Here is an 18,081-nt window from a genome sequence, read left to right as displayed (position 1 = left end):
AGTTTTTTTGAGAATCGATCCAATTATAATTCGATTTGAATGAGAATGAAACTCATTCTTAATAAGAAACTAGCAAGATTTATTGCTAAACTTTTTCAATAAACAAACACAAAAGACTTGTCTTTTCCAGAAAAAGCTTTATAATGCTTGGATCTTGATTAAATTTGGTGTGAGGATAAGAAGGATTATGTTGAAAAAATTCTGCAATAAACTGCTAAAGGGATCGGCTGTGCTTAGTGCAAGTGCAAGTCTGGCTTTATCCACAGGTGGAGGTGCGATCGCCACCACGCCCCCAACCACCCCAGAAAACAGCAATTCCGAACCCAATCTTTCCCAAACAACATTAGAACAAATCAACCAATATACAAATACAAATCCACTAGAACAAAACAGCCTAGAACAAGTAACATCAGTTTCCCAACTGCGCGACGTACAACCTACAGATTGGGCATTTCAAGCATTACAATCCTTAGTAGAAAGATACGGTTGTATTGAAGGATATCCAGACAGAACATATCGTGGCAATCGGGCAATGACTCGTTATGAATTTGCCGCTGGATTAAACAGTTGTTTAGATCGAATTCAAGAATTAATTGCTGCATTACCCCAAGGAGTAAGCAAAGAAGATTTAGATCGATTGCGAAGATTGCAAGAAGAATTTGCTGTCGAAATTGCCAACTTACGAGGTAGAGTGGATAACTTAGAAGCCAGACTCACCACAGTGGAAGCCCAGCAATTTTCCACCACTACAAAACTAGAAGGAGAAGTCATTTTTGCCCCTGCTTCTATTTTTGCCGGAGACGATGCTTTTGGCAACAGATTAGACAGAAACCCCATCTTTGGCTATCGTGCGCGACTGAATTTTGTCACTAGTTTCACGGGAAAAGACACACTTTTAACTCGACTTCAAGCAGGTAATTTACCAGCTTTTTCTAGTATCACTAATACACCAGAAGGGGATTTATTCTTTGGTGTTGGCCCTTATGAAACCGGAGATAATAGCGTAGTCTTAGATGAATTGTCTTACACTTTTCCCATTGGCGAAAGAACGGAAGTAATCATTTCCGCTAATGCCAGCGGTACAGATGGCTTTACTGATACATTAAATCCTTACTTCGACGGTGATGGCGCTACAGGTGCATTGTCTCGCTTTGGTACTCGTCCACCAATTTATTACCTAACAGAAGGTACAGGGATTGGAATTAGACACAAATTCACTGATGGTATTGAACTTAGTTTAGGGTATCGCGCCGACTCAGGTTCAGCATCTTCTCCATTTTCAGGAGAAGGTTTATTCAATGGCGCTTATGGTGCTTTAGCACAGATAACGTTTCAACCAAGTGAACGTTTCAAATTTGGTTTAACTTACGCCAATTCCTACAATACTAGCCTACTTACTGGTAGTCGAGTAGCCAATTTGCGATCGACTTTAGAAGCCTTCCAACCCTTTGCAGGTGATAACAACTTACCAGTTTCTAGTAATGCTTACGGTGCCGGATTTTCCTGGCAACTTAGTCCCGGATTTGTCATTGGTGGTTGGGGTGGCTACATTAATACTCGCACCCTTTCCACATTAGATGGACAACTTAATCGCGGCAGTTTAGACATTTATTATGGAGCAATTACCCTAGCTTTTCCTGACTTGTTAAAACCAGGAAGTTTAGGCGGAATTTTAGTTGGTGTAGAACCAATAGCTGATGCTAGTTCTCGCCTTTCCAGGGATTTATTCCGTGCTGGTTTAGGTGGCGATGACGATGATGTTTCTTTTCACGTAGAAGCCTTTTACCAATTTCAGTTAACCGATAACATCTCCATTACCCCCGGAGTAATTTGGTTAACTGCTCCCGATCATAATAGCAACAACAGGGACATTGTTATTGGCACAATTCGCACCACTTTTACTTTTTAGGAGTAGGGGCAATAATCAATTGTAGGGGCAATTCATGAATTGCCCCTACAATTGATTATTGCCTATTTCTGCGGCGTTATTGTAGCGGTAAAAGACCAGCACTTTAAAAGCCTGGTCTAATATTTAAAATTATGTTGTTGTTGATTAGAAGAAATCCCAACTGCGCGTTCCCATTCGTGCAGAAGGTAAACTTTCTTTTCTTAATAACCATAATATTACAAAAGGTAGATGTTTGATCTCGGTAGTTATCCCGAATTTTGTCGTATTTCCACTACTTTAATTGGGGACGGCCCCAAATAATCCTTTCTTGCTTATAGATCGCTACGCCTGGTTTTGCTCCTTTTGGCTTATAAATGTGTTTAGGTTCGGTATATACGACAGGAACCCGATCGCTTTGTCGAGAACGACTATAGTAAGCAGCCAGATCCGCAGCATACTGTAAATCTGCTTCCTCAGCCACCGTTCCCGGTTCCAAACGCATCAAAACATGACTACCAGCAATTTCTTGAGTATGGAACCAAAGATCGTAATCTCCTGCTAACCGAAATGTGAGATAATCATTTTGGCGGTTGTTCCGTCCAACTAACAGTTCAAAACCACTAGGAGTCTCAAATCGGTAAGGATGCGACTCCGACTCAGCTTTAGTAGCAGCACGATATTCAGGGTCTTCCAGATACTTTTGTTGAATCAATTCTTCCCGAATTTCCGTTAAAGTTTGCAGATCTTCTGTACTACTATAAAACTCAGTTTGAGCTAAAGCCGCCTCTACCTGTTCCAAGTAATAAATCTCTGCCTTTACTTCAGCTAATAGTGGTTCAACTGCATTCCGAGCCCGTTTGAGCTTTTGGTGAATTTTATAGAGAGCTTGGGCATTTTGTACAGCATTTTTTTCGGGATCTAACTTAATTTTTACAGGTTCAGCAGTGTCAAAATCTGCTAAGATAATCGACTTCATTCCAGGTTCCCACTCATGCAGATGCGCCATCAATAAATCAGCCTGTTGGCGATGTTGATCTGCTGTGTCAGACTGCTGCAACCTTTGCTCAAAACCTTGCGCCTTTTGCCGTAGTTTTCCCAGAATACTATTTAGTTTCTGAGTTAGTTGATGGCGAAGTTGAGTAAATTCTTGCTGGTTTAGTTGATTAGTATAATAGCGATCGAGCAAACTATGAACATCCGTAGCAGGCTCAACCACACCCCAACCCAAAACAGTATACCCCTGTTCCGTCCACCCAGGAAGAAAAACCAAGTTTTGCCTAGCAGAAATATCTTCTTTGCTTTTTTCCAAAACTAACAACCATTCCTGCCACTTTTGAAACAAACTCTGCCAATCCGATTGGGTTAAAGTATCACTAGATTGATTCGGATCGAGTCCAGCAGCTTGGATCATCGACTGCACCAACGCCGAACTCAAACCGCGATAACTTTTCAGCAAACAACGCCCCAACTTTCCCGGAATTAAACTTACTCGTTCTTGCCAACGTTGTTGAGACTCGCTCAAACTAGGAATCGGATCGGAAAGTAAAGGTGGTACTTCGTAACGCTGTCCAGTCAAAATCGGACGAACACTTGACTGTTTTTCGTTGACTTGGTGCGCCGCAGTAATAATAATGTTGTCAGCATCAGTCAAAATCACATTGCTGTACTTACTCATAATTTCTGCATAAAGATGCCAAAGTGCAGGTTCTCCCGGACGTTTGCCAAACTGAAAATCTAAAACCCTTTCCCAAGGTGCTATTTCGGCAACTGCTGTTAAAGCTAAACCGCCAAGTTGATGACGTAACTGCTGACTAAAAGTAAATGTATCGGGTGTTTTCGGTGGAGGTGTGGCAATACAAAGTCTAGCAGCTTGGGGATGCCAAGAAATATCTAGCCAACCTCGACCTTTTAAAGTGCGGAGGGCTAGAGATATAGTGAAGCGATCGCGCTGATATACTTGTTCCAAGCGCGATGGTAGCCAGCCAGCCCTTAATTCCTCACAAGCAGCTGTCAGTGTAGTAAAATCAACGGGTTGCAAAACAGTCGAGTCTTCTTTAAGAGCTACTTTTATCTTCTCAGATTCCAGACATTATTACAAAAAATTAAGGTGAGAATTACCTCACCTTATCAATTAAAAACTCTTAAACCGCTAAGTTATTACTCAGATCTTGCAGCAAAGGAGGTAGAACCTCCATTAACCTCGTTCCCAGGTTGAACCTGGGAACGAGAAATTCCCGGCTCCGCCTCTTGGTACCAGATGTACCAGATGTCAGTATTAAGCAGCTGTTTGTTTTTTCTTCAAACCAACAGACAGAACACCAGCAGCGAACAAAGCTCCCACCATACCCGGTTCAGGTACACTTTCCACTGGTGGAGTAGTACCAACCTTAATTTGATACGCCAAATTAGAACGCGATGGTGCAGTACCTGTCCAACTCATCAATGATTTACCAGTAAGAGTAAAAGGCGTAGTGATATTACTAATTTGCAGATAATCTACATCAGTGCTATCTAAACCTGAAGAAAGCAAATTGCTAATTGCCTGTCCATTAAAAAGTAAATCGCTCAGTGCCATTGTGCTATTATTTACGGCACGGGTGCGAAGGAAAATATCTGTTATCGGGCCACTAAAAGCACTACTACTGAGCAGTCGATCGCCAACAATATAATTAACTAAACTTCCGGTGTATTGCAGAGTAAAATCGACCAGTCCGCCATTCTCCCAAATGCGATCGCCAAAAGCAACATTAGCGCCTGTATCTGTATTAATACCAAACTCGCGCTCATTATTACCGCCAAAACCGTTGTTACCAATGCGACTTTCAGCAACGAACAATTCTGTAAATAACCCATCAGTACGCAGTTGGTTAAATTCTGTATCAGTAAAACCAGTGCGATCGACCACTGTAAAAGCATTAGCCTCTTTAGGTACACAAACTGCCCCTAAACTAACTACCGCTAAGGTAAAAAATGCGCTACGTAAGTTAATCATTTTTATTAATCCCTAATTTCTACATTTAATTGCTAGAATCGCTGAAAGACGATTAATAAGCTACTTCTAGTATTTTTAGGTACTTCCTTTACCTTTTCTCTAAATTAAACTATCGCTTCTATTACTGACTAGAGCAAGTTACTATTTTTACTAAATCTTTAATCTATCCACTAATTTGTTAAACTTTAATGCCAGCATTGTGAACGTAAGTATAATTGAGCAGCTAATTATGCCAGCTTTTTACAATCAGAGGTTAATGCTGCTTTTTCAGTTCTATACCCTTAGAGAGAAGTCAAATTCCGAAAAAGGTGAAAAAACCGGAAGAAAAACTAAAAACAATTGATTTCTTGGTTTTTAGGCTTGTAACTCCCTATTTTTAGATTTATCATGGAAATTGAATCGTAAAAGCTCCTCATACTGCTAGGCCGTCAATCTGTCATGGATATTCAGCTGATCAACATTGGTTTTGGGAACATCGTCTCTGCAAGTCGAGTAGTCGCCATTGTCAGTCCAGAATCCGCCCCTATTAAACGCATCATTACAGATGCCAGAGATAGAGGGCAACTGATTGATGCAACCTACGGACGACGCACCAGAGCAGTAATAATTACTGACTCCAGCCATGTAATTCTCTCGGCAATTCAACCGGAAACAGTCGCTAATCGCTTTGTCATCAGCAAAGAGGCTACGGCTAACGAACACTAAGCTGGTCAGTTTCAGATTTGAAATTTTGGATTTTTATTGCTCATCAGTCAAAGACTGTTACTCAAAGCTCATCTTTAAAGAATCATTGGTAATTGCCAAACAATTCTTAACGAATGACTTATGACAAATGACAAATGACAAATGACAATTTAAAATCTAAAATCTCAAATCTCAAATCAATCTTATGAAAACAGGCAAACTGATTGTTTTTACAGGGCCAAGTGGGGTTGGCAAAGGTACCTTACTGCGAAAACTCCTAGCGCAGCATCCAGAATTGGTACTTTCTATCTCTGTAACTACCCGTTCACCTCGTCCCGGAGAAATTAACGGTATAGACTATTATTTCGTTAATGTGGAAAAGTTCCAGCAAATGGTAGCAGATGAAGAATTGCTGGAATGGGCAGAATTTGCGGGTAATTATTATGGTACACCTCGCTTACAAGTGGAAGAACTGATTTCCCAAGGGAAGTGGGTAATTTTAGAAATTGAACTAGAAGGTGCAAGACAAATTCGCCAGACTTTTCCTAAAGCTTTGCGGTTGTTTATTTTGCCTCCTTCACTATGGGAATTAGAGCAAAGAATTCGTGGTCGGGGAACAGAAACAGAAGAAGCGATTACCAAACGTTTACGCCGCGCCCAAGAGGAGATTAACGCCGCCAGTGAGTTTGATATTCAAATTGTCAATGACGACTTGGACAAAGCTGTGAAGAATCTGGAAGCAGCGCTTTTTGTACCGTGCTAAAGTAATTTCTGAGTGCGACCTATAGTGGATTAATGTGAGTAATAACTAATATCATCTGCTATAGGTTTTCTGTATGGCGTATTGGCAACTAACTGAATCTTAGAATTGCTGAGAACCGCCACTTTTTTTAAATAAATAATATTGATTACTCCATATCCTAATAACTTAGAAATGTGCGATCGCATTTCTGAGCGAAGATTTTCTAAATGAAGTTTTAATTGTTTAAAAGAATGAAATTCTCTAAGTAAATTTGCCACTATTGGCTCTAATATTAAGCTAATTTGCTCCGCTTTAATTTCTGCACTTGCTTGTGGCTGAAAAAGCCGGATTAAATAGATTAACTTTTTCTGATTATCTTTAATTTCTTGAGTGATAACTTTAACTATTAAATTGACAATATAATCCCTTATAAAGGGGATTAACGTAAAACCGAAAGGAGTTTTGAAAATTAGCGATCGCCTCTCCAAAGACATCAGTATAACAGGCAGTTTTTGCTGAGTTTCCCAACTAAAAATATCTTCTTGTAGTTCCAGCAGAGTAACTGAACGACGATTAACAGCTAACCAGTATAGTACCTCTCTTTCCCAATCTGAACAACGATTAACCTGTCCCTCTAAAAGTTCATAAATATTCTCAAACGTCACTTTACCTCGTTCCAATAAAAATATAAAATCAGAAACATTACCATCAAACAACTCTTCAATTTGGGTGGCTAGCATTTTTAAAATTAAAGGATTACCTGCATAATATTTTTCCATGATCTCCCAATCAGATGCCAACGCCGAAAAAGTACCTTTAGCTTTAAATAAATGCGAGATCTCTCCTAACTGCAAACCAGATAATTGTAAGCAACGAACTGGTAGAATTTTTCCTTCTAGTAGAGAAACTTCTCTTGGTTTTTCTCGACTAGTTAGCACCAAACAGCTTTTTGATAAAGCTTCTCCCATCCGGTTAAATAACTCACCATAAGCTTCATAACCTTGACCATATTTTCCAACTAATTCTCCACCTTGAAAAATCGATTCTATATGATCGAGAATTAACAAACAGCGATGTTCCTGAAAAAAGCTAATTAAATCAGTTATTTCTTCATTCACATCTCTGGCAATATATTGATTATTAAAGAGAAATTGCCAGATTTTTCTTAACTTTTCCTCAACAGGTAGTGCGTAACGGAGACTGTGCCAAATTATATACTCAAATTCCCCTTGCAGTTGTTGTGCTAGCTTCACCGACAAAGCTGTTTTACCAATTCCTCCCATCCCTAATAATGTTATCAGTCGGCAGTTTTCTTTAGTAATCCATTGTTCTAAAGTTGCCAGTTCTGTTGTCCGACCATAAAAATAGGAAACATCAATTAATTCTTCCCAGTCTTGGTTCGGGCAAAAGTTAGGTTTGATTAAAGTTTTGTCGCTTTCCTGTTGGACAGTCAGTTGTTGCTGCAAATATTGCATTTCTCCATATCGATACAAAACGCAGCGGAAATTAGCTTTAGTAACTCTCTTTCCTAATGCACAACTGAGCTTTTTCCACAACTGAGAGCCAACATTCTTTACATGACCAACATCGTAACTAAAACAGTTAGCGATTTCTTCATAACTCTTTCCCTCCCAAGCTTGGCGAAATAGTATTTCATGAAGTTTGTGTAATGAATCTGGCTTTAAGGCTGCACCAACAATTGCTAAAGCTTCTTCAACATCCATTTGGTTTAAATATATAACTGAAATCGGTCAATCCTCAAAATTTGAAGCATATTTGGAATTCTTATCAAAGTATAATATGTCTTTTTTCTGACTTTCTGACTTAGTAATTATTTTTTAAGAAAGTTTCTGACTTTATTGTGACTTTTCCCAGTAGGCAATAGCACGGAAAAAAGTTTTGATGTAATTATTGTCTCTCAATCAATTTTTTCTCACTAAATCAGTCTTTTCTGCTGGACGTTGCTGATTGCAACGAACAGTTTAGTGCGTCTATTTACTTCCAACCAACTGAAAATTATGCTAGAATTCAACAACTTGTTTGATGAACAATATTATTTGCTGCAAAACCGGGATGTAGCGATCGCTATTGGCCAAGGTATTTTTACCAGCGGACTTGACCACTACCAAAGATTTGGTCAGTTTGAACGGCGCAGTCCCAGTGGATTTTTTGCCGAAGACTATTATCTGTCCCAAAATCCAGACGTAGCCCAAGCAGTTCAGGCTGGTGTTTTTAGGAATGGATTACAACACTTCATTAATAATGGTCAGGCTGAAGGTCGTCAACCAAGTGTTTTCTTCAATCCAAGCTTCTATTTAGGATTTTACTCAGATGTCGATACTGCCGTTGCTAATGGTGCTTTAACACCAATAGAACATTTCGTCAAGTACGGTCAATTTGAAAAGCGCGATCCATTCAGTGAATTTTATACCCAAGATTATCTAGCGGAAAATCAAGATGTAGCCCAAGCAGTACAAGCAACTGCGAATACAGCAGATCCACTCACTGCCATAGAACACTTCGTCGATTATGGGCAATATGAAGGACGTAACTTTGGCCCTGATTTCAATACTCCATATTATTTACAGCAAAACCCAGATATAGCAGCAGCTGTTAGACCTTTTGGCTTAAGTCCGATTAAACATTACCTGCAATTTGGCACAAATGAAGGACGACTTAGTACTGCTCAACCTCCCGGCTTCGACTTTGGCTCGGCTCGTGACTTGGGTCTTTTAAGTGGCACCAAAAACATATCCGAGTCGGTAAACAATACTAATCCCATAGATATTTACAGCTTTAGCCTTGACACAAACAACGACTTTAGCTTAACACTCGATGGCTTGAGTGCAGATGCAGATGTGTATCTGGCTCAAGATACCAATGGAAATGGTCAGATTGAATATGATGAAATTATTGCTAGCTCGGAATTAAGTGGTACTAATTCAGAAGCAATTAGCTCCTTCTTATCGCCTGGTCAATATTCTGTTGTAGTTCAACAGTTTGAGGGCAATACAAACTACAACTTAAGACTATCGGCAACACCTTTTAGCACCGCATCAGACCGCGCCGGGAACACCTTAAGCGAGGCCCGTGACCTAGACGCGATCGGCTCTGTTGCCAGTGATTTCGTAGGCACTGCTGACACCGATGATTTTTACCGCTTTAACCTTGACACAACTAGCAGCATCAGTTTGTCACTTAACCGTCTCAGCGCAGATGCCAAACTGGAACTGATTCAAGATAAGAACGGCAATGGAGTAGTGGATGACGGTGAAGTATTGCAGACATCCACTGCTGGTGGAGCTACTTCAGCAAATCTTAATGCCTCAAGTTTGGCAGCTGGTAACTACTACGTGCGAGTTTCTCCGGTCAGTGGGGATACCAATTACAATCTGAACTTAACCAAGAACTTTGCTAGCTCGGTGGGTGAAGAAGTATTTGCTCCGATTATTCCCAATCAAACGCTTCAGGGTAGTTTATCCACCTCCGATCAGAGAAATCCCCTGCGCTTCGGCAGCTTCGCGGACGATTATAAATTAGTAGGGGCATCTGCTAATCAACAAGTGACAGTCAACCTTGACTCGACTAATTTCGATACTTATCTGCAAGTAGTAGATGCTGTTACAGGTCAGTTGATTGCCGAAAACGATGATATTCAGGATGGCAACACCAACTCTGGACTGACTTTCAACGTGCAGTCGGGAGTCAATTACATCATTCGGGTGACTAGTTATGACCAACAAAACTTGGGAATTGGCAATTACACTCTGACTACTTCCACTACTAGTCCGATTGTCGGGTCTATTGCAGTTGGTCAAACAGTAAACGGTGATTTAAGCAGCACTGACTTGATTCAGTCCACCAATTTGGGTAGCTTCAGCGATGATTATCAATTGACTGGTGTGACTGCGGGACAGCAGGTACAAGTCAACCTCAACTCATCCGAGTTGGATAGCTACTTACAATTGGTGAATGCTGTCACCGGAGAAGTAATTGTTGAAAACGATGATGTAGATATCAATGCTGGTAATACTAACTCGGCGCTCTCCTTCACCGCCCAGTCAGGTATTGAATATATAATTCGGGCTAGCAGTTATGCTGCGGGTGCTACTGGCAGCTATACTCTGAGTACTAGTGGCGATATTACTCCGCCTCCGCTTCCTTCCTCGATCAGTGAATTTTTAAATGCTAACCTCCAGGATGCCCAACTGAAAGCTCTCGCCCTTACCTTAGCGGGTGATAACAATATCGATCGCAGCGATATGTTGGCTATCTTCGACCAATCCCAAAACGGTGATACCGTTATTACTTCTACAGAGTTGGCTGACTTCAAAACTTTGGCTCAGAACAGCACATTGTTGAATATGTCAGACCCAGTACGATATCTGACCAACCAAGTGGCGAAGGATACAACTGTTAACTTGAATGCCAGTCAGTTTTCCACTATTGTTGGTCGTTGGTTCTTAGGTACAGATCCACCGCCTGCTGTATTTAATGAAGAAAGTAGAGAAGACACTGGTCAAACGAAAAGAACTACTTACGAACTAGAGTACACAGCACTACAAGGGCCACTATTTGGTAGTACCGGACAAGGAAGAATAGGCGATATTTACCAAGGAAGTTTTGGTAATTGTGCATTTTTGGCTGCTGTAGGGTCAGCCTTTGGGACAGTATCCGGTAAGGATGATAACAAAGCTAGCTCCGTTCTCCAAAATGTAATTATTGACAATGGAGATAACACCTACACCATGCGTTTCTACGCCGACACCAATACTCAATATCTGGGCAATAGTGTTTCACGCTACAATTCAAATCCCATTCCCCAGTATGTCACTGTGAATCGTAATGTGGTAACGAGAAATGGAAATTTGTTTGGTGCTAGATTGGGTGGAAATACCGATCCGAGCAATCCTAATAATACTCCGATTTGGGTAGTTCTTCTCGAACGTGCTTACGCACAGTGGGCGCAAGGATATCGCCAGGTGGCAAATGGCTATGATGAGATTGGTAATGGAGCAGCACCTGCTTTGACCCTAACACGCCTCACCGGACGTGCTGTAGATCAATACTACAATGGGAATCCTCTGGCGAATACTCCTAATTTGGTTACTTTCGAGCAAATACAATCTGCCCTCAACAGCGGTCGATTTGTAGAAGCGGGCACTTTTTCAGGTGTGAACAAGATATCGGATAATCTGATTGTGCCAACTCATGCTTATTCCGTTACCAATGCTTATGTTTCTTCGACGGGTGAGCAGCGGATTGTGGTGCGTAATCCCTGGGGTGTCGATGGCTATCAGTCTAGGGATGCTGTTGATGATGGATTTATTGACTTATCTTTCAATGAATTCCTCAGTTACTACGACAATGTCAACATCACTGCTTAAAGCTGATAAGTCAAATAGGTGAAGCATTTGCGTCTGGACATTTCTTCACCTTGTAGCCAATGGCTATAAATTTGATTGAGCGATCGCACTTTCTTAACCAAAAAATAAACTGTGAGTGCGATCGCTTTAATTAAGTTAGTAGTAGCGACTTCAGTCGTTTACCCGACTAAAGTCGCTACTACTAACGAGAATAAATTAGCTATTCGCTAATTTATTGGAATAGATAAGTGCTAATAAAATGGGGAATGTCCAAAGCTAGCAGTGCATAAGCAAGCAACGCGCCGCCAATTCCACCAATCAGAAAACCACTACCATATTCGTTCCAACCTTCTGAGGTATTGAATACTTCTGGTGGTCTGGGCGTGGTGACGGTTACAGTGGGATTAGGGGGATTACTACCAGCGTAGAGGGAAATGGCGATCGTCGAAATTGCCAACAACCCAATAGTTGAAATTAATCCTGCTAAATTAGGAATGTCTGAATCACGTAATGGCCCTAATTTTGCAAAAGGGCCGATTAGCCAATAACCGTGCGCCATTCCTACTTCTAAACCCCGGCGAATTGGCGACAAACCTTGACGGTAAGCTGGCAAATTGTTAATGAATGCTTTAGTAAAACCAGAAGCATTAATTGGGGTTTCTAAATTACCGATTTGGGGATTATCAAAAGCAGGATGAACAACTTCGCGATTTCTGGGATCTCTGGGATTGTTGTTTGATTGATTGATCGATCGAATTACCGTTTGCATATTTCTATTCTCAGCCGATAAACTACAAAGATCATGCTTTCAGCAAAACCAAAATCTCTTTACTTAACTTTATAAAACTCTGCTAATGAAAACTCCCTCAAAAGTCATAAACATTAGTAATTGAAAAATACAAAATACGCTTAACCAACAGATCTCTAAATCCCCGACTTGTTCGACAAGTCGGGGATTTGGGCATTGCCAAACTGAATTGAACAAGCTCTTTTATGGCATTGGATGAAACAATAAGTCTGGGAAATAGTAGTTAAACACAATCAAAATTACTGCCTGTACTGATAGCAAAACAAACAACAGAACAGGTGCCAGAGAAAGATATTTGACGAAATAGTTTAACTGCATTTAAAACTCCTCTTTAATTGACAAGGAAAGCTCTACACGGAAGACCAATCAGTGCAGCTTCTCATTACCAAGTTACAAAATTTAAATATTTAAAAATCATTCCCAGGTTAGAAACAATAAACTCGCGATTGTTTACTTAACGCTACACCAACGCTTGTAAACGATCGCGAGTTTTAAACATCAGATAAAATTGTCGGAGCGTGTTGCCAGTTCTACTTAATGCTACTGTCAAAAGCTGGAACTAGCATACTCCTTGAGGTATAACCAAACCATCCATAAACTATGCCGAAAGATATATTCTATGGCATGGGATGGAATAGTAAGTCAGGGAAAAAGCGGTTAAATTCAATCAAAATTCCCGCAGTGATAAACAACCAAATTGTCGTGATCACAGGAGCGGTGGAAAGATACTTCAGGAAATATTGCATGGAAAAATCCTCCAAGATTTTCAGAACCAAAAACTAAACTAGCGAGGTGAAACAGGAATTTTGCTGTCGTCAGCTACTAATTCACCAGTAGTCAATTCTTTTAATGCCAACAAAGGCCATAATGGGCCTGTAAGCATTTTGGAAACAGCCAGAGGTACATCGATGATGATCTCTTTTTCTTCGGGAGATTTTTCTTTCTTAATAGCCTGGAGATAGGCACGACCTACCCAGCCAATCCAACCAGTAATGTAGAGAAACAGAACGCTGGGGATTAAGAAATCACCAGCATGGCCTAAACTGCCATCTACAATCAAGTGGGGTAATCCTTCTGGGCCGCAGAGTGCTTCAGAATAGCGATCGAGACGCTTTTTCCCTGATTCGGGATCAGCAGTTGTGGGACGAACATCTTGATAGCGTTGTTGGAATGCTGGAGAATCCTTGCAGGGTACGAGAACAGAGGATTCCGCAGCCGAAGCAGCGGGAGCAAAGCTGAACCAAAGGCTGATTAGGAGAATTAAAGCGAACAAGCGTCGCATCGGATTGTTTCCTTTTGTTACAAAACAATAAGTTTGTTGTACAAAAAGCTGAGATAATTTGTACAGTCGAAAACGCTGAACTAGGAAGAAATAATACTCTTGCTTGGTAATTTTAGTAAAGTTGAAGTGAACAAAAGTTAAAGTTTCTCAAACTAGTTCTCAACATTTTCCCCAGAGTGAGCAATGGCGACAATTTTAGCAATAGAAACCAGTTGTGATGAAACAGCGGTGGCGATCGTCAGCGATCGTCAAGTTTACAGCAGTATCATTGCCTCTCAAATCCCCATCCACCAACAATACGGCGGCGTTGTCCCAGAAGTCGCTTCCCGTCAGCACGTAGAAACGATTAATGAAGGCATTGTCCAAGCATTTCAACAAGCAGGTGTAAACTGGTCAGAGATTGACGGCATTGCTGCCACCTGCGCCCCAGGATTAGTCGGCGCTTTGTTAGTGGGGTTAAGTGCAGCTAAAACACTCGCTATTCTGCATCAGAAGCCATTTTTAGGCGTACATCACCTCGAAGGGCATATTTACGCCTCTTACCTGAGTTCCCCGGATTTACAACCACCTTTTCTTTGTTTGCTGGTTTCCGGGGGTCACACAAGTTTAATTTATGTTAAGGATTGTGGAGTTTACGAAACTTTAGGCGAAACTCGCGACGATGCAGCGGGGGAAGCGTTTGATAAAGTGGCGCGATTGTTGGCATTAGGTTATCCTGGTGGGCCAGTAATTGACAAATTGGCAAAAGAAGGTAATCCCAACGCTTTCCCTTTGCCAGAGGGCAAGATTTCTTTACCCAATGGCGGTTTTCACCCTTACGATTCTAGTTTTAGTGGTTTAAAGACTGCTGTATTGCGATTAACCCAAAGATTAGAGCAAGAAGGGCAAAATCCGCTGCCAGTAAATGACATTGCAGCTAGTTTTCAGGATACAGTCGCTAAAGCTTTGACCAAAAGAGCGATCGCCTGTGCCCAAGACTACGGACTAAACACCATTGCTGTAGGCGGAGGAGTAGCGGCGAATAGTGGACTGAGGAAACATTTACAGGAAGCAGCAGCTTTGCATAATTTACAGGTAATGTTTCCCCCAATGAAATTTTGTACTGACAATGCAGCGATGATCGGTTGTGCGGCGGCGGATCATTTGAATCGGGGTCATGGTTCGAGTTTGAGTTTGGGAGTGCGATCGCGCCTTCCCCTCTCTCAAGTAATGCAGCTTTACAGCTAGATACCCGACTTCTTCAAGAAGTCGGGTATCTGGGCAACATCATCAACAATCAACAATGACTTACACCACGCAAAAGCTTTTAAGCTTTGAAACATTTCTTGCTCAATATGGTAATAACCCTCGCTACGAACTTGCTGACGGAGAGTTAGTTGATATGGAACCAACAGGATTTCACGAAACCGTTAGTGGTAAACTAGCAACTCAAATTGGGATTGCTATTACAGCAGAAAAACTTCCTTGGTTTATTCCTCGAACTTGTTTAATTCGTCCTTTTGCAGATGTCGCTACTGCCCGTCGTCCTGATATTGTTGTATTAGATGAAACTGTCCTTAGTAATGAACCTTTATGGCAGAGAGAACCTGTGATTACTTTGGGGCGATCGATCAAAATGGTAGTAGAAGTCGTTAGCACCAACTGGGAAACAGATTACGCTCGAAAAGTTGAAGAATATGCGCTTTTTGGAATTCCTGAGTATTGGATTGTTGATTATTTAGGTTTAGGAGGTGTAGCTTTTATTGGTAAACCAAAACAACCAACTGTTACTGTTTGCCAATTAATTGAAGAAGATTACATTCAACAACAATTTCGCCTTGGTGAAGCGTTCGCGCAGCGTGGCGTTAGCCGTATCGTTTCTCCTTTGTTGAAGAACTTAAAACTTAGGCTTGATGATATTTTGCCTCGTTAATCTGCTAACATCACCGCTCTTAATCACTATCCTCCGATCGATCGGGGAACCAATTTAAGTCGAGTAACTGTTCAAAAGAATAGGGACACTCAAGAGGGAATTTAACAGTATTCCCGGTTTTTTGTTGCACGCGACCAAGCGATCGTTTGTAAATAGAATCTAGATTTTCTTCTAGATAGTTTCGCAAAGTTGTTGTGAGAATTTCGTCTAACCGATCCCGGAAGCCGTAAATTTCACTTCTCCAGTGATTAGCATTAAGTTCTCTTTCATTTGTCCAATATTCAAGTAATAATAAATGTATAATAATCTGTTTTAAAAAGCTCGATACTTCGCTCTTATCTCTTCTACTCAATTCTTCTAATTCCTCAATTAAATGTTCTAAATCAAGAAAGTTTAATTGGCGATTTTTTAGTAATTGAATAGTTAGCTGTAACCAGGCAAATTCGTCAGTTTCATAAAGAGCTTTTAAATCAATGACACTCATTCTGCTTTCCTTATTAGCTTTCATACCGAGTCAGAATACTACTAATTTCTTTCGCCACCACATTCGGCTGTTCTAACATTGCCAAATGTCCGCAATTAGGAATTTCAATTACATTATTGCCACAGCATTCAAATAGGGGATGAAAACTAGCTAAATGGCGCACATATTTTGGTTCCATTACCTTGTCATTGGCACCAGCGATAAAATAAACAGGTTGCTTAAGTTGGGAAACTATTTTGGGCAGAGTATTAACTTCTGCTTCCGTTGTGGAATCAAGTAAAGTTCCTAAAGCTGCTTCTGGGTGCGCCATGACAAAATCGATTACTCTTTGACGACCCCAAGAACGATCGACTCGATGCGCTACACTATCACGAGCAAATATAATATCAATCCCTGGTAAATAACGGAGAATTCGCGGACGATACTTGACTAACTGTTGACCTACGGCGCGAAATCGTTCAAAAGCTTCCTTAAGATAAATACCACCGCCAGCGTTAATACAAATTACTCCCTTGACGGACTCAGGAAATTGTTCTGCTGCCCAGAGAGCGATCGTACCACCCAAAGAATGCCCAACCAACCAAGCACTAGAAATATTTAACTCATGAAGTAAAAGACCCAACTCATTAGCATAGACAGCTGGAGTATAAAGAGCAGCCTTAGCAGTTACCGTTTCAACCAAAGACTTATCCAGACAATCTACCCGATTCTGATTTTGCTCACCAATTAGGGAATCACCAAACCCCCGCAAATCATAACAGAGGCACTGATAACTTGGTGCCAACTGCTCAATTAGAGGTTGCCAATAGCGACGACTCAACAGCCAACCGTGAACGAAAACCAAAACATCACTCCTAGCAGTAGGAGCCGTCAACTCATAAGCGTGTGCTGTACCCAGGATGTCGATGCTTGCCATACATAGATCCTATCTCAATGGGAGCTCTCTTGACTCCCCTTACACAACTCATAGCAAGCATTTGGATAACTTCCACCACATCAGCTTAGCCGCTGGGGGAATGTGACGGACAAGATAACAGAAATATTTGTTCCCTGTTCCCTGTTCCCTGTTCCCTGTTCCCTGTTCCCTTAGACAATCATCGACCCATCAATCTTAGCTTGACGCTTTCAGCGATTTTTTGTCCCAGATATTCTGGAATCAAGCTTTCATTAGGGCCTAAAAGGTAAAGTATTAAGCGAGTACGTCCCCGCCATACCAGCAAATTAGCGCTAATCACTAACAGATCTTCTTGCCAAATAGCATACATTACCTTGTAAAACAATCCCGGCTGGTTATCTGCTTCAATTAACAGCGCTGGTAAATGAAAAACTTGGTCAACGTGGAAATCAGTTTCCACCTGTTCTAAGCCAGCATCGAGATTGAATTCTACCGCCAGCATTTCCTCCACCTCAAAGCGTCCGGCTAGGGCTTCCCGAATCGCACGACAGACATTTTCAGAGGTTTTGTCTGTCAAAGCCTTGCTACCACGAGAAACGACTAACTTAATAAACACCAGCATCGGGGGGCGAATTTGACCGTACAGGCTCAGACTATGGATAGTTAAGCCATAAGCAGCTAGTACGCCAAAAATGTCGCTTAACAGAAATGACTGATTTCGGTAGGCAAAGTAAAGGGCGCTTTTATTGCCTTCCGGTTTCATTTCAATCACCGCCCGCTTGGTTTTGAAGAGTCGATAAGCTAACCTTAAGTTTTGCAATTGACTCTCGCTACTGACAAACTGTTCGTAAAATTGCGGGAACGATCGATTGAACCGTTTTAGAAGTTCTAGAGTGGACGATTTTAAACCCTGGGCCATCATGGGCAATTAAAATAACAAACCAGATTCAAAGTCTGGCTAATTTTCAAAAGTTCTTATGCTTCAAGGTGATGGGATTTCCCGGCAATGGTTTAATCCACTACCTCTG

Annotated in this window: 16 protein-coding genes; 6 read left to right on the top strand and 10 right to left on the bottom strand. The window is 41.2% G+C overall.

The genetic code is table 11. The annotated features are described in order from the left end of the window. Positions 1–187 precede the first annotated feature (187 nt). Complete coding sequence (locus tag ACE1CC_RS24855) at positions 188–1,909, top strand: iron uptake porin (protein WP_459563912.1); 1,722 nt, start codon at positions 188–190, stop codon at positions 1,907–1,909. Between the two features lie 271 nt (positions 1,910–2,180). Here ACE1CC_RS24855 and ACE1CC_RS24850 read toward each other — a convergent pair whose 3' ends face one another. Continuing rightward, complete coding sequence (locus ACE1CC_RS24850) at positions 2,181–3,926, bottom strand: Rqc2 family fibronectin-binding protein (RefSeq protein ID WP_413273118.1); 1,746 nt, start codon at positions 3,924–3,926, stop codon at positions 2,181–2,183. Between the two features lie 237 nt (positions 3,927–4,163). After that, positions 4,164–4,880 (bottom strand): choice-of-anchor W domain-containing protein, encoded by a 717-nt coding sequence (locus ACE1CC_RS24845; RefSeq protein WP_413273117.1) that lies wholly within the window; start codon positions 4,878–4,880, stop codon positions 4,164–4,166. A gap of 438 nt (positions 4,881–5,318) precedes the next feature. Here ACE1CC_RS24845 and remA point away from each other — a divergent pair, with 438 nt between their 5' ends. After that, positions 5,319–5,585 (top strand): extracellular matrix/biofilm regulator RemA, encoded by a 267-nt coding sequence (remA, locus tag ACE1CC_RS24840; RefSeq protein WP_073593291.1) that lies wholly within the window; start codon positions 5,319–5,321, stop codon positions 5,583–5,585. Positions 5,586–5,769: 184 nt separating this feature from the next. Continuing rightward, complete coding sequence (gmk, locus tag ACE1CC_RS24835; RefSeq protein WP_413273116.1) at positions 5,770–6,327, top strand: guanylate kinase; 558 nt, start codon at positions 5,770–5,772, stop codon at positions 6,325–6,327. A 29-nt stretch (positions 6,328–6,356) separates the two neighbouring features. Here the strand turns inward: gmk and ACE1CC_RS24830 are convergent, their stop codons facing one another. Next, positions 6,357–8,030, bottom strand: a complete 1,674-nt coding sequence (locus tag ACE1CC_RS24830; protein ID WP_413273115.1) for an NB-ARC domain-containing protein — start codon at positions 8,028–8,030, stop codon at positions 6,357–6,359. Positions 8,031–8,324: 294 nt separating this feature from the next. Here ACE1CC_RS24830 and ACE1CC_RS24825 point away from each other — a divergent pair, with 294 nt between their 5' ends. Next, positions 8,325–11,693, top strand: a complete 3,369-nt coding sequence (locus tag ACE1CC_RS24825) for a pre-peptidase C-terminal domain-containing protein (RefSeq protein WP_413273114.1) — start codon at positions 8,325–8,327, stop codon at positions 11,691–11,693. A gap of 211 nt (positions 11,694–11,904) precedes the next feature. On the opposite strand, the gene ACE1CC_RS24820 is transcribed toward ACE1CC_RS24825, so the two are convergent. The 4 genes from ACE1CC_RS24820 to ACE1CC_RS24805 all read right to left on the bottom strand — a co-directional run bounded on the left by ACE1CC_RS24820 (position 11,905) and on the right by ACE1CC_RS24805 (position 13,762). Beyond that, positions 11,905–12,441: a photosystem I reaction center subunit XI gene (locus ACE1CC_RS24820; RefSeq protein ID WP_413273113.1), complete on the bottom strand. Its 537-nt coding sequence runs from the start codon at positions 12,439–12,441 to the stop codon at positions 11,905–11,907. Positions 12,442–12,663: 222 nt separating this feature from the next. Continuing rightward, entirely contained in the window at positions 12,664–12,798 is a 135-nt protein-coding gene (locus ACE1CC_RS24815; protein WP_413266305.1) for a photosystem I reaction center subunit IX, read from the bottom strand. A gap of 299 nt (positions 12,799–13,097) precedes the next feature. Then, the gene (gene psaJ / locus ACE1CC_RS24810; protein WP_413266304.1) at positions 13,098–13,226 is read right to left on the bottom strand and encodes a photosystem I reaction center subunit IX; all 129 of its coding nucleotides are present in this window, start codon (positions 13,224–13,226) and stop codon (positions 13,098–13,100) included. A gap of 38 nt (positions 13,227–13,264) precedes the next feature. Then, positions 13,265–13,762: a Photosystem I reaction center subunit III gene (locus ACE1CC_RS24805; RefSeq protein ID WP_413273112.1), complete on the bottom strand. Its 498-nt coding sequence runs from the start codon at positions 13,760–13,762 to the stop codon at positions 13,265–13,267. Positions 13,763–13,945: 183 nt separating this feature from the next. Between ACE1CC_RS24805 and tsaD the strand changes: the two genes are divergently transcribed. Both tsaD and ACE1CC_RS24795 read left to right on the top strand, forming a co-directional pair. Continuing rightward, positions 13,946–14,989 (top strand): tRNA (adenosine(37)-N6)-threonylcarbamoyltransferase complex transferase subunit TsaD, encoded by a 1,044-nt coding sequence (gene tsaD / locus ACE1CC_RS24800; protein ID WP_413273111.1) that lies wholly within the window; start codon positions 13,946–13,948, stop codon positions 14,987–14,989. Between the two features lie 55 nt (positions 14,990–15,044). Continuing rightward, positions 15,045–15,674, top strand: a complete 630-nt coding sequence (locus tag ACE1CC_RS24795) for a Uma2 family endonuclease (RefSeq protein ID WP_413273110.1) — start codon at positions 15,045–15,047, stop codon at positions 15,672–15,674. Between the two features lie 19 nt (positions 15,675–15,693). On the opposite strand, the gene ACE1CC_RS24790 is transcribed toward ACE1CC_RS24795, so the two are convergent. The 3 genes from ACE1CC_RS24790 to ACE1CC_RS24780 form a co-directional block, all read right to left on the bottom strand. Beyond that, positions 15,694–16,158 carry a DUF29 domain-containing protein gene (locus tag ACE1CC_RS24790; RefSeq protein WP_413273109.1) on the bottom strand — a complete coding sequence of 155 codons (465 nt, stop codon included), beginning with the start codon at positions 16,156–16,158 and terminating at the stop codon, positions 15,694–15,696. A gap of 13 nt (positions 16,159–16,171) precedes the next feature. Continuing rightward, complete coding sequence (locus ACE1CC_RS24785) at positions 16,172–17,074, bottom strand: alpha/beta fold hydrolase (protein ID WP_413273108.1); 903 nt, start codon at positions 17,072–17,074, stop codon at positions 16,172–16,174. Between the two features lie 178 nt (positions 17,075–17,252). Beyond that, complete coding sequence (locus ACE1CC_RS24780) at positions 17,253–17,972, bottom strand: hypothetical protein (RefSeq protein WP_413273143.1); 720 nt, start codon at positions 17,970–17,972, stop codon at positions 17,253–17,255. Between the last annotated feature and the right edge of the window lie 109 nt (positions 17,973–18,081).

This window comes from Floridaenema aerugineum BLCC-F46, from assembly GCF_041929345.1.
In the GTDB taxonomy this organism is placed as follows: Bacteria; Cyanobacteriota; Cyanobacteriia; order Cyanobacteriales; family Aerosakkonemataceae; genus Floridanema; species Floridanema aerugineum.
The sequence above is the reverse complement of the archived record's forward strand: the minus strand, read 5'-3'. Positions and strand labels throughout refer to the sequence as shown.